Genomic DNA, 13,235 nt, shown 5'->3' on the forward strand with positions numbered 1-13,235 from the left:
ACCTCTAGATTCCGGGTTCGCCTCTGCGAGGCGTCCCGGAATGACGGAGATAACAACTTTCGTCATTGCGAGGAGCCGAAGGCGACGAAGCAATCCAGACTATATCTGAGGAAAGATTCTGGATTGCTTCGCTTCGCTCGCAATGACGAACCAAATCGGCAATCGCAAGTGACCAAGCGGATCATCTCTCGGAGCGTGCCATGAAGCGGTTCAATCTCTCGGCCTGGGCGGTCAGCCATCCGCCGCTGGTGCTGTTCTTGATCCTCGCGCTCGGCGTGATGGGTTTCTTCTCCTATCAGAAGCTCGGCCGCGCCGAGGACCCGTTCTTTACGGTGAAGGTGGTCAATGTCTCCGTGATGTGGCCGGGCGCCACGGCCGCCGAGATGCAGAGCCAGGTCGCCGATCCGATCGAGAAGAAGCTGCAGGAGCTGCCCTATTTCGAGAAGGTGCAGACCTATTCGAAGCCGTCGTTCGCGGCGATGCAGGTGACCTTCCGCGACTCCACGCCGCCGAAGGACGTGCCGCATCTGTTCTATCTGCTGCGCAAGAAGCTCGACGACGTCGCCGGCCAGTTGCCGTCGGGCATTCTCGGGCCGTTCGTCAACGACGAGTTCTCCGATGTCGATTCCATCCTGTTCATGATGACCGGCGATGGCGCCGATTATGCGCAGTTGAAGAAGGTCGCCGAAGGCCTGCGTCAGCGGCTGCTGAAGGTCAACGGCGTCAACAAAGTCAATCTCTACGGCACCCAGGACGAGCGCATCTATGTCGAGTTCAGCCACGCCAAGCTCGCCACGCTCGGCATCACGCCCCAGGCCTTGTTCGACTCGCTCGCCAAGCAGAACAATGTGACACCGGCCGGCACGGTCGAGACCTCGGCGCAGCGGGTGCCGCTGCGCGTCACCGGTGCGCTCGACGGCGCCAAGGCGGTGGCCGAGACGCCGGTGGAAAGCAACGGTCGCGTGTTCCGGCTCGGCGACATCGCAACCGTGACCCACGGCTATGTCGATCCGCCGAGCTTCAAGGTGAGCCAGGAGGGCAAGCCGGCGCTCGGCATCGGCGTCGTCACCGCCAAGGGCGCCAACATCCTCGAGCTCGGGAAGGATGTGCATGCCGCGACCGACGATTTCATGAAAGCGGTGCCGCAGGGCATCGAACTCAAGCAGATCGCCGATCAGCCCAACGTGGTCGAGCACGCCGTCGGCGAGTTCGTGCATTCCTTCGTCGAGGCGCTGGTCATCGTGCTGTTCGTCTCGTTCCTGGCGCTCGGCTGGCGCACCGGGATCGTCGTGGCACTGTCGGTACCGCTGGTGCTCGGAATCGTCTTCATCGTCATGAACGCGATCGGGCTCGACCTGCACCGCATTTCTCTTGGTGCCCTCATTATCGCACTCGGACTTCTGGTCGATGACGCCATCATCGCGGTCGAGATGATGGTGGTGAAGATGGAGCAGGGCTGGGACCGGATCCGCGCGGCGTCCTTCGCCTGGGAATCAACCGCTTTCCCGATGTTGACCGGCACCCTGGTGACGGCCGCAGGCTTCCTGCCGATCGGTTTCGCCAATTCGGCGGTCGGCGAATATACCGGCAGCATCTTCTGGATCGTCGCCATCGCGCTGATCGCTTCCTGGTTCGTGGCGGTGATCTTCACCCCCTACATCGGCGTGAAGCTTCTGCCCGACATGAAGGCGCATCACGGTCACGACGAGCACGCCATCTACGACACCCGCATGTATCGCGGTTTGCGCCGTATCGTGCGCTGGTGCGTCGAGCATCGCATCACCACGGTCGCGGCGACCGTCGGCGTCTTCGTCGCCGCGATCGTCGCGTTCGGCCATGTGCAGCAGCAGTTTTTCCCGCTGTCCGAGCGGCCCGAGCTGTTCCTGCAACTGCGGCTGCCGGAGGGCACGGCCTTCAACGTCACCGAAAAGGCGGCGAAGAAGGCGGAAGCGCTGCTGAAGGACGACAAGGACATCGCGACCTACACCGCCTATGTCGGCCAGGGCTCGCCGCGCTTCTGGCTCGGTCTCAACCCGCAGCTGCCGAACGAGGCCTTCGCCGAGATCGTGATCGTCGCCAAGGATGTCGCCGCACGCGAGCGCATCAAGGCGAAGATCGAGAACGCCGCCGCCGATGGCGCGATCAACGAAGCGCGCGTCCGCGTCGACCGCTTCAATTTCGGTCCGCCGGTGGGCTTCCCCGTGCAGTTCCGCGTGATCGGCCCCGACACCGCCAAGGTGCGCGACATCGCCTATCAGGTGCGCGACGTGATGCGGCAGAATCCGAATGTGAGGGATCCGCAGCTCGACTGGAACGAGCAGTCGCCGTACCTCAAGCTGGTCGTCGACCAGGATCGCGCCCGGGCGCTCGGGCTGACGCCGCAGGACGTCTCGCAGTCGCTGGCGATGCTGATCTCGGGCTTGCAGGTCACGACCATCCGCGACGGCATCGAGAAGGTCGGCGTCATTGCCCGCGCGGTCCCGTCGGAGCGGCTCGACCTTGCCCATGTCGGCGACCTCACCATCACCTCGCGCAACGGCCTGGCCGTGCCGCTGCAGCAGATCGCCAAGATCGAGTATTCACATGAGGAGCCGATCCTGTGGCGACGCAACCGCGACATGGCGATCACCGTGCGCTCCGACGTCGCCGACGGCGTGCAGGCGCCTGATGTCACCAACCAGATCTGGCCGAAGCTTGCCGATATCCGCGCGCATCTCGAGCCGGCCTACCGGATCGAGATCGGCGGCGCGGTCGAGGAATCGCAGAAGGGCAATGCCTCGATCTTCGCGCTATTCCCGCTGATGGTCGCCGTGATGCTGACGCTTCTGATGATCCAGCTGCAGAGCTTCTCGCGCCTGATCCTGGTGTTCCTGACCGCGCCGCTCGGCATCGTCGGCGCTTCGCTCGGCCTCAACGTCGCCAACGCGCCGTTCGGCTTCGTCGCGCTGCTCGGCCTGATCGCGCTCGCCGGCATGATCATGCGCAACACGGTCATCCTGGTCGATCAGATCGAGACCGACGTCGCCCATGGCTTGACCCGCAAGGAGGCGATCATCGAGGCCACGGTGCGCCGGGCCCGGCCGGTGGTGCTGACCGCGCTGGCTGCGATCCTCGCCATGATCCCGCTGTCGCGCTCGGCCTTCTGGGGACCGATGGCGATCACCATCATGGGCGGGTTGTTCGTCGCAACCTTCCTCACGCTCTTGTACTTGCCAGGGTTGTATGCTCTCTGGTTCCGCAAGAGCCTCGATCAGCGTGGGACGGACGCTGAAACTGATCCTGCGGCGCAGCATGAGCGGCATGCGGATGAGACCATTCCGCTCGCCGAGGCTGCTGAATAAATCCCGCTGAATGGATCGCGCTGAAAATCGCGTTGGACAGAGGAGAATGATGGCGAGCATGGCGCTGGTTTCCGACCATATCGAGCCCGATACGCGCGAGCGGATTCTCGTGGTGGCGGAGCGGCTGTTCCGGCAGATCGGCTACCAGAAGACCACCGTGGCCGACATCGCCAAGGAGCTCCACATGAGCCCGGCGAATGTCTATCGCTTCTTCGATTCCAAGAAGGCGATCCATCACGGTGTCGCGCGAACGCTGATGGGCCAGGTCGAGGTGGCGGCGGAGGAGATTGCGGCGCGTCCCGGACCGGCGGTGCCGCGCCTTCGTGAACTGCTCGCCACCATCCATATCATGAATACCGAGCGCTATGTCGGCGACGCCAAGTTGCACGAGATGGTTGCGGTCGCCATGGAGGAGAGCTGGGAGGTCTGCGAGGCGCATATGCTTCTGATCACGGAGATTATCGGCCGGGTGATCGGGCAGGGCGCGGCATCGGGCGAGTTCGAGGCGGTCGATCTGCCGCTCTCGGCCCAGTGCGTCACCACCGCGATGCTGCGATTCTTCCACCCGCAGATGATCGCTCAATGCGAGCGGAAGCCTGGACCGACCATCGATCAAATGATCGATTTCGTGCTGGTCGGGCTTGGTTCAAGGAAGGTTGCGAGCTAGTTTCCCGTCATTGCGAGCGAAGCGAAGCAATCCAGGGCCGCAAGGAAGCGCTGGATTGCTTCGTCGCTTGCGCTCCTCGCAATGACGGAAGGGTGAAGGCGTGACCGAGCAGGACTTGCATTTCTACGAACCGAAGAACGGCCACGGCCTCAAGCACGATCCCTTCAACGCCATCATCGCGCCGCGTCCGATCGGTTGGATCTCCTCGCGCGACAAGAGCGGCAACGTCAATCTCGCGCCTTACAGCTTTTTCAACGCCTTCAATTACACCCCGCCGATCGTCGGCTTCTCCTCCACCAACTGGAAGGACTCGGTCGCCAATATCCAGGACACCGGCGAATTCGTCTGGAATCTGGTCACCCGCGACCTGGCCGAACGCATGAACGCGACCGCCGCGCATGTCGCTCGCGACGTCGATGAATTCAAGCTGGCCGGCCTCACCCCCGTACCCTGCAAGTTCGTGAATGTGCCGCGGGTCGGCGAGAGCCCGGTGGCGTTCGAGTGCAAGGTCTCCCAGATCATCCAGCTGCAGGGCGCCGACGGCACCAAGGCCAATGCCTGGCTCACGCTCGGCGAAGTGGTCGGCGTCACGATCGACAGGTCGCTGATCAAGGACGGCGTCTACCAGACCGCGCTCGCGCATCCGATCGTGCGCGCCGGCCGCCGCGGCGACTATTTCGAGATCACGCCGGAGGCGATGTTCGAGATGGCGCGGCCGGATTGAGGCGCTATTCTAGCGCCTGGACCTGCTCTGCGGCGACCGGAACCGCATTGTTCGCTCGCCGTTGATCGGGGGCGCGCGTAACTCACTCGATTCTCATGCGAAAGTGTCAGCTGAGAACTGTCACCTGAATCGCCGGGTGTTGGGCTAAGATGGCGTCGCTCCGGCGCCGGCGCTACCTTCGTCGAAAGAGCGTTCGAGGACAAAACCGTTCGAGGACATGGCTATGAATTCGTTCCGCCGCGATTTCATCACCAAGCCGATCTTCTCCTGGGCCCGCGGTGTCCTGCCGTCGATGTCGGCGACCGAGCGCGAGGCGCTGGAGGCGGGCGATGTCTGGTGGGATGCCGAGCTGTTCACCGGCAACCCCGATTGGACCAAGCTGCTCGCTGTCCCGCCGGCGATCTTGACCGAGGAGGAGCGCGCCTTCCTGGATGGCGAGGTCGACGAGCTCTGCAGAATGCTCGACGACTGGAAGATCAATTGGGAATGGCGCGATCTGCCGCGCGAGGTCTGGGACTTCGTCAAGCGCAAGAAGTTCTTCGGCATGATCATTCCGAAGGAATTCGGCGGGCTCGGCTTCTCGCCCTATGCGCATTCGGAAGTCGTGCGCAAATTGTCCTCACGCTCGATTGCGGCAGCCGTGACTGTGATGGTGCCGAACTCGCTCGGGCCGGGCGAACTCTTGATGCGCTTCGGCACCCGCGAGCAACAGGAGCGGTGGCTGCCGCGACTGGCGGATGGGCGTGACATTCCCTGCTTCGGACTGACCAGCCCGGAGGCCGGCTCGGATGCGGCGGCGATGGTCGATAGCGGCGTCATCTGCAAGGGCGAGTTCGAAGGGCGCGAGGTGATCGGCCTCAGGCTCAACTGGCACAAGCGCTACATCACGCTCGGCCCGGTCGCGACGCTGCTCGGGCTCGCCTTCAAGGCCTATGATCCCGATCACCTCGTGGGCCACCAGGACGAACTCGGCATCACGGTGGCGCTGATCCCGACCCATCTGCCCGGCGTCCGCATCGGCCGCCGTCATCTGCCGTCGATGCAGGTGTTTCAGAACGGTCCGAACTGGGGCGAGGACGTCTTCATCCCGCTGGACTACATCATCGGCGGCAAGGCGCGGCTTGGGCAGGGTTGGCAGATGCTGATGACGGCGCTGGCTGCCGGGCGCGGCATCTCCTTGCCGTCACTGTCGGCCGCGGGTGCGGCGTTCGCCGCCCGCGCCACCGGCGCCTATGCGCGCATCCGCGAGCAGTTCAACATCCCGATCGGCAAGTTCGAAGGCATCGAGGAGCCGCTGGCGCGGATCGCCGCGACGGCTTACCTGCTCGACGCGGCGCGCCGGCTCACCTGTGCCGCGCTCAACGCCGGGCATCATCCTGCCGTGATCTCCGGCATCATGAAGCTGCACGCGACCGAGCGGATGCGGATCGCGATCGACGATGCGATGGACATTCATGGCGGCAAGGCAGTGATCGACGGACCGCAGAACTATCTCGGCAGCATCTATCGCGCCGTGCCGGTCGGCATCACGGTCGAAGGCGCCAATATTCTCACCCGCAACCTGATCGTGTTCGGGCAGGGCGCCATCCGCGCGCATCCTTATCTCTTGCAGGAGATGAATGCGCTTGCGGATAGCGACCGCAAAACCGGGCTCGACGCCTTCGACACCGCGTTCTGGAAGCATGTCGGCCACAGTATCACGACACTGTTTCGTGCCTGGGGCCGCAGCTGGACCTTTGGGATCTTTGCACCGGCGCCCGAAGCGGGGAGTGCGACCGGGCATTATCGCCGGCTCTCGCGCTATGCGGCGGCCTTCGCGCTCTGCGCCGACGTGGCGCTGCTCACGCTGGGCGGCGCCTTGAAGCGCAAGGAGATGTTGTCGGCGCGCTTTGGCGACATCCTTTCCGAGCTCTATTTATTATCTGCCGCACTGAAGCGCTGGCAGGATGAAGGCCGTCAAGCCGAAGACCTGCCGCTGCTCGAATGGTGCATGGCATCGGGCTGCAGGACGATCGAGAACCGTTTCGCCGAGATCATCGCCAATCTGCCGAACCGGTTTGTGGCAGGGCTTCTGAAATTCGCGGTGCAGCCGTTCGGCTCGCGCGTGCTCGGGCCCTCTGATCGCATCGTTCATCAGTGCGCGCAGATCCTGCTCGCGCCATCAGCAGCGCGCGACCGGCTGACGCCTGACCTCGCCGAGGTCGATGATGACGGGCCGGTGGCGCGACTGGAGAAGGCGCTGCGGCTTGTCGTCGCCGCCGAGGACATCGTGAAGCGGCTGCGCGCCGCGCGGCTGCGCGATCCCGCCGAAGCGGTGAAGAAGGGCGTCATTACGCAGAGTGATGCAGACCGGCTTATCGCGGCCCACGAGGCGGCGGCCAAAGTGATCGAGGTCGACGATTTCGCAGCCGAGGCGCTGTCGCCGATCGCCGGCAAACCGGCCGATGTGCATCAATTCTTTCAGCAGCTCGGCGAACAGAGGGCGGCAAGCTGATGGCACGCGCGGTCTACATCATCGACGGCAGCAGGACGCCGTTCCTGAAGGCGCGTTCCGGGCCGGGGCCCTTCACGCCGGTCGATCTCGCCGTGCAATGCGGCCGGCCGCTGCTCGCGCGCCAACCCTTCGCGCCAGATCGCTTCGACCAGGTGATCCTCGGCTGCGTCAATGTGATCGCCGACGAGATGAACCCGGCTCGTGTCGCTGCGCTCCGGCTCGGGATGGGCGAGCGGATGGTCGCCTTCACCATGCAAATCAATTGCGGCTCGGGCATGCAATCGATCGACACCGCCTACCGCTATATCCGCGAGGGCCACGCCGATCTGATCCTCGCCGGCGGCGCCGAAGCGTTGAGCCATGCGCCGCTGGTCTGGCCGCAGCAGGGCGTGCGCTGGTTCGCGGGGCTTGCCACCGCAAAGACACTGGCCGCCAAGATCGCGGCCGCGTTGAGAGTGAGGCCCAGCTACTTCAAGCCGGTCATCGGGCTGGAGCGCGGGCTCACCGATCCCGTCACCGAGCTCAACATGGGGCAGACCGCGGAAAAGGTCGGCCATCTGTTCGGGATCACCCGGGCGCAGGCGGACGAGTATGCGGCCGAGAGCCACCGACGGCTTGCCCGCGCCCAGGCCGAGGGCTGGCTGAAGGGCGAGGTCGAGACCGCGTTCGCGCGCGACGGCAAGTTCTATGATCACGATGACGGCGTGCGGCCGGACTCGACGGCGGAGTCGCTGGCGAAATTGCGTCCGGTGTTCGAACGTCCCTGGGGCCAGGTGACCGCGGGCAATTCCTCGCAGATCACCGATGGCGCGTCCTGGGTGATCCTGGCCTCGGAAGATGCGGTGGCGAAGCACGGGTTGTCGCCGAAAGCCGTCATTCTCGACAGCCAGTGGTCGGCGCTCGATCCCTCGATCATGGGCCTTGGTCCGGTGCTGTCGGCCACCGCGCTGCTGAAGCGCAACAATTTCGCTTTGCAGGATGTCGAGACCTGGGAGCTGAACGAAGCCTTCGCCGCGCAGGTGCTTGGCTGTCTCGCTGCCTGGCAAGACGAGCGGTTCTGCCGCGAGGTGCTCGGCCTCGACGGCGCGGCCGGATCGATCGATCGCGCCAGGCTCAACGTCGATGGTGGTGCGATCAGTCTCGGTCACCCCGTCGGCACGTCGGGCAACCGGATCGTGCTGCATCTGGTCAATGCGATGAAGCGGCTCGGCACGCGGCGCGGCGTTGCCACCGAATGTATTGGCGGTGGGCTCGGTGGTGCCATGCTGATCGAGGCGGTGTGATCATGAAATCGCAAATCATGGATGTCCTCAGTGATCGCGTGCGCGAGCTTGGGCCGGTGGCTGATGCGGCAGGCCCGTACAAGAACTTCAAGCTGACACGCGATGAGGACGGCATCGCCTGGCTGCTGTTCGACCGGCCCGGGACCAGTGCCAACACCTTGTCTGCGGACGTTCTCGAGGAGTTCGATCGCGTCCTCGCCGAGCTGGAAGCGCACCGGCCGTCCGGGCTCGTCATCCGCTCTGCGAAAGCGTCCGGGTTCATTGCCGGCGCCGACGTCAATGCTTTCCGCGGCGCGAGCGATGCGCGCGCGGTCGGCACCGAGATGCTGCGCGCGCATGCGGTGGTCGACCGGTTGGAGGCGCTGCGCGTCCCGACGGTCGCCGTGATCCACGGCTTCTGTCTCGGCGGCGGGCTCGAAGTGGCGCTTGCCTGTCAGTCACGGATCGCGATCGAGGGAGCCCGCTTCGGTTTCCCCGAGGTGATGCTGGGCCTGCACCCGGGCCTCGGCGGCACCGCGCGCTTTACGCAAGCGGTCAATCCGGTGCAGGCGATGAGCCTGATGCTGACCGGCAAGACCATCGATGCGCGCCGCGCCAAATCGCTCGGACTGGTGGATGCGGTGACGCAGGAGCGCCATGTCCGCGGCGCGGTGAAGGATGCCGTGTTCGGGCGGCTGAAGCGCGCCAAGCCCGGCATGCTGAACGCGCTGCTCAATGCCGGCCCGGTGCGCGGGCTGCTCGCCAATCGCATGCGGAGCGAAGCGGAGAAGAGCGCGCCGCGCGAGCATTATCCTGCGCCTTACGCGCTGATCGATTTGTGGGAACGGCATGGTGGCGACAAGGTCGCGATGCTGCGGGCGGAGCAGACCTCGTTCGCCGGCCTGATGGTGACGCCGACCGCGCAGAACCTGATCCGCGTCTTCTTCCTGCGCGAGCAGATGAAGAAGAGCGCCGGCACCGGCAGCCAGGTCCAGCATGTCCACGTGATCGGTGCCGGCGCGATGGGCGGCGATATCGCGGCCTGGTGCGCCAATCAGGGCTTGCGCGTCACGCTCGCCGACATGAAGCCGGAGCCGATCGCAGGCGCGATCAAGCGCGCCGCCGATCTGTTCAATAAGATCATCCGAACAGGCCCCGAAGTGCGCGATGCGCTCGACCGGCTGATCCCGGACATGGCGGGCGAAGGTGTGCGCAACGCCGACTTGGTTATCGAGGCGGTGCCGGAGAAGCTCGAGCTCAAGCAGAAAGTCTACGCCGCGATCGAGCCTCGCATGAAGGGCGATGCGATCCTTGCCACCAATACGTCGAGCATTCCGCTTCAGGATCTGCGCACCAGCCTGCTGCGGCCGGAACGGCTATTGGGGCTGCACTTCTTCAATCCCGTGTCGCGGCTGCAGCTCGTCGAGGTGATCCATCACGAGGGCACCGATCAGGCGTTGTTCAGCCGTGCACTCGCCTTTGTCGGCGCGATCGATCGGTTGCCGCTACCGGTGAAGAGCTCGCCCGGCTTTCTCGTCAATCGCGCGCTGACGCCCTACATGCTGGAAGCGATGGTGCTCCTGGATGAGAAGATCGACCAGACCGTCATCGATGCCGCCGCGCGCAGGTTCGGCATGCCGATGGGACCGATCGAGCTCGCCGACCAGGTCGGGCTCGACATCTGCCTCGACGTCGGCGACATGCTGCGTACCAAATTCGGCGACGCGCTGCCGCCGACGCCGGCGTGGCTGCGCGAGAAGGTGGCGAGAGGCGAGCTCGGCCGCAAGACCGGCAAAGGCTTCTATAGTTGGCGAGACGGCAAGCCTCAGCGCATCGCGAGCCAACCGACGGAGCGCAAGCCCTCGCAAGAGATGATCGATCGCCTGATCCTGCCGATCTCCAATGTCTGCGTTGCTGCCCTGCGTGAGGGCATTGTGGATAATGCTGATAGTGTGGATGGAGCGATGATCTTCGGCACAGGTTATGCTCCGTTTCGCGGTGGCCCCTTGAATTATGCGCGCACGCGCGGCATCGAGGATGTCGTGACCACCTTGCGCAGCCTCGCGCAGAAATTCGGTGATCGGTTCACCCCCGATACCGGTTGGGAGACTTTCAGGTGACCGAAGCTTCTGTTCATGCCGCATTCACCACATCGAGCGAGCCGGGTGGCGATCTCTGCATTCGCACGCTTGCGATGCCGGCCGATACCAACGCCAATGGCGATATTTTCGGTGGCTGGCTGTTGAGCCAGATGGATGTCGGCGGCGGCGTGTTCGCTTCCAAGGTCGCGAGATCGCGTACGGTCACGGTGGCGATCGAAGCGATGAATTTTCGTAAAGCTGTCTATGTCGGCGATCTGGTCTCCGTGTATGCCAACCTCGTTCGGCTCGGCCGCACGTCGATGACGGTGCATCTCGAAGCCTGGGTGCTGCGACGCAAAGAGGAGCAGCCGATCCTTGTGACCGACGGTAATTTTACTTACGTCTCGATCGACGATGATGGTCGTCCGCAGATGATCAAACGGGACGGCGCGGCGGCGGCCAGCTAGATAGGCCCAGGAGCGCGTGCAGTTGGACGTATGCAGTTGTTAGCATAATCGTTCTGCTTCTCGCGCTATAGCGAGCCGCTTCTGCTAGGAATTTGCAGGCATGTGGCGGGGTTGAACGCATTGGCATCAGGCGCAATCGATGCGGCCGATCCCGGTGAGCCGATCACTCGGCAAGAATTGCCGTGCGTATTGCGACGGTACTTTTAGCCGCAGCCCGCTACGTTTGTCTGTTCAAGGCGCGAGGTCTTCGTTAGTCATCTTAGCGTAGCGCCATTCGGGTGACGTATTGCGCACCAGTGGTTGTGTAGCTACTATCATGATGATTTGTGGTGTGTAGTCGTGACTTGCTGCTCCAGCAGGACAGAGATTGACGCATCAAGACAACGGCGTCGTCCAGTTCATGACGGTGGCTCGCCATCCGACGAGGCTTCGGCCTCCGCTAAGCGAATACGATGGCGAGCAGCAATGCGACGGGAGTTATGATTGGTGGAGTTGGATATGTCCGATGTTGACGACAGGTTGACTTTGGAAGTTCTTAAAAGGCTTCAGCAGCGGCTTCATCGTGCCGAGAACAAGATTGATGATTATGAGATCGAGCTGAACCTATTTCGAGAGCAGCAGATTTCAGTGCTTCGAGATCTGCACCAGATTTATGAGTTGCTCGGCCAGCACCACGAAAGCTTGATCCATGCGCGCGGGCCATCGAAGCCGACGCTGGTGTCGCGCGATGAATCCCGATGAGAGTGCTCTCCATTGGTTCGACAAGGGCGTGCGTTCGAGCTTATGGGCTGGCCTCGCCGGCGGGTAGAAGCAAAGGACGCCGGTGACCTGCAGGACTGTGGCGGGCGTCGTTGCTGTGCTGGGATCAGCGCCGCCCACCAATAAGGAAGCATGACCAGCCGTGCGGCGAATTTGAAGTTCCGATCAAATCCGCCGGGCCGTCTTCATCGGAACACCGGGGTGCGGCACCTGGTCCCTGGAACTCCTGCCGTCATCCTCCGTTATAGGCCCGGACTTAAGCTGAAGGACTGGGTAATGTCGGACACCTACATCATCGAGGTCAGCAATCAGGCGGCAGGGATCGTCGTGCGCGACTGCGGTGGCTATCGTTTCTTTGCTGCGTCGCATCGCTTCAACCCACTCGAGGGCCAGGTATTTCGCAATGCGCGCGAGGCGGAGCGCGCGGCGATGCGGCTCGTCAACGGTGAATTGTCAGCGGCGGCGTAAGCACGGCAGGCTCTGGACAAAGAGCATGCGGCGGTTCCGGCTGTCATCTCCCGTGAGTGGCGGCCGCTTCGAGGGCTCGGGCGGATTGACGCTTGCGAGAATCCGCCGCACCATGGCGCTCTATCAAGAGGCGTGCCATGGCCCTGCTTTCTCAACGTCAGACCGAGATCCTCAATCTGGCGCGGTCTTCGGGCCGTGTCATGGTCGAAGATCTCGCCCGCCGCTTCGAAGTCTCTGCACAAACCATCCGCAAGGACCTGAACGATCTCTGCGAGCAGCGCGCGCTGACCCGTATCCATGGCGGCGCCATCATCGCCTCCGGCGTTGAGAACCTGGCCTACGAAGCGCGCCGGTTCGTCGCAGCCGAGGAGAAGAAGGCGATTGGAGCGGCGGCTGCGGCGCGAATCCCGAACGGGTGCTCGCTGTTCATCAACATCGGCACCACGACGGAGGAGGTCGCGAGCGCGCTCTCGGCGCACCAGGACCTGCTCGTCATCACCAACAATCTGAACGTCGCGATGCTGCTCTATCGCCATCCGCGCATCGAGGTGATCGTCGCCGGCGGCACAGTGCGCCGTTCCGATGGCGGCGTGGTCGGGTCGACGGCGACGCAACTGATCGGCCAGTTCAAGGTCGACTACGCGATCATCGGCGCCTCAGCGATCGATGAGGAAGGCGCGCTGCTCGACTTCGACTATCGCGAAGTGCAGGTGGCGCAGGCCATCATCGCCAACGCGCGTAGCGTGATGCTGGTGGCCGACTCCACCAAGCTTCATCGTTCCGCGCCGGTGCGTATCGCGCATCTCAGCCAGATCCAGACCTTCGTTACTGATCGTCCTCTGCCCGATGGGCTCGCCGGCCTGTGTCACAGCCGCGGCATCCAGGTCGTCACGGCGATGCCCACTGCCGATTTGGAGGACGGTGGCGATGTGCCCGAGGCTTCAACTTCAACGATACTTCGCCGGGCCTGAG

10 protein-coding genes are annotated in these 13,235 nt (G+C 63.7%); all 10 read left to right on the plus strand.

The features are described from left to right. The first annotated feature begins 200 nt into the window (after positions 1 to 200). The gene (locus QX034_RS21110) at positions 201 to 3,341 is read left to right on the plus strand and encodes an efflux RND transporter permease subunit (RefSeq protein WP_315706821.1); all 3,141 of its coding nucleotides are present in this window, start codon (positions 201 to 203) and stop codon (positions 3,339 to 3,341) included. A gap of 58 nt (positions 3,342 to 3,399) precedes the next feature. Continuing rightward, positions 3,400 to 4,008 (plus strand): TetR/AcrR family transcriptional regulator, encoded by a 609-nt coding sequence (locus QX034_RS21115; RefSeq protein ID WP_315706820.1) that lies wholly within the window; start codon positions 3,400 to 3,402, stop codon positions 4,006 to 4,008. A gap of 100 nt (positions 4,009 to 4,108) precedes the next feature. Next, a complete protein-coding gene (locus tag QX034_RS21120) occupies positions 4,109 to 4,732 on the plus strand; it encodes a flavin reductase family protein (protein WP_315706819.1) in 624 nt (207 codons plus the stop codon). A gap of 217 nt (positions 4,733 to 4,949) precedes the next feature. Beyond that, positions 4,950 to 7,226 carry an acyl-CoA dehydrogenase gene (locus QX034_RS21125; protein WP_315728407.1) on the plus strand — a complete coding sequence of 759 codons (2,277 nt, stop codon included), beginning with the start codon at positions 4,950 to 4,952 and terminating at the stop codon, positions 7,224 to 7,226. Beyond that, positions 7,226 to 8,509: an acetyl-CoA C-acetyltransferase gene (locus tag QX034_RS21130; RefSeq protein ID WP_315706817.1), complete on the plus strand. Its 1,284-nt coding sequence runs from the start codon at positions 7,226 to 7,228 to the stop codon at positions 8,507 to 8,509. The genes QX034_RS21125 and QX034_RS21130 overlap by 1 nt, the downstream gene beginning before the upstream one ends. 2 nt (positions 8,510 to 8,511) lie before the next feature. Continuing rightward, a complete protein-coding gene (locus QX034_RS21135) occupies positions 8,512 to 10,608 on the plus strand; it encodes a 3-hydroxyacyl-CoA dehydrogenase NAD-binding domain-containing protein (RefSeq protein WP_315706816.1) in 2,097 nt (698 codons plus the stop codon). Next, a complete protein-coding gene (locus tag QX034_RS21140) occupies positions 10,605 to 11,036 on the plus strand; it encodes an acyl-CoA thioesterase (protein WP_315706815.1) in 432 nt (143 codons plus the stop codon). Before QX034_RS21135 ends, QX034_RS21140 begins: the two co-directional genes overlap by 4 nt. Positions 11,037 to 11,534: 498 nt before the next feature. Then, positions 11,535 to 11,777, plus strand: a complete 243-nt coding sequence (locus QX034_RS21145; RefSeq protein WP_315706814.1) for a hypothetical protein — start codon at positions 11,535 to 11,537, stop codon at positions 11,775 to 11,777. Positions 11,778 to 12,071: 294 nt separating this feature from the next. Then, positions 12,072 to 12,263 carry a hypothetical protein gene (locus tag QX034_RS21150; RefSeq protein ID WP_315706848.1) on the plus strand — a complete coding sequence of 64 codons (192 nt, stop codon included), beginning with the start codon at positions 12,072 to 12,074 and terminating at the stop codon, positions 12,261 to 12,263. A 137-nt stretch (positions 12,264 to 12,400) separates the two neighbouring features. Then, complete coding sequence (locus QX034_RS21155; RefSeq protein WP_315706813.1) at positions 12,401 to 13,234, plus strand: DeoR/GlpR family DNA-binding transcription regulator; 834 nt, start codon at positions 12,401 to 12,403, stop codon at positions 13,232 to 13,234. The last annotated feature ends 1 nt before the right edge of the window (position 13,235 follow it).

The organism is Bradyrhizobium sp. SZCCHNR3119 (assembly GCF_032487775.1).
Taxonomy (GTDB): Bacteria; Pseudomonadota; Alphaproteobacteria; order Rhizobiales; family Xanthobacteraceae; genus Bradyrhizobium.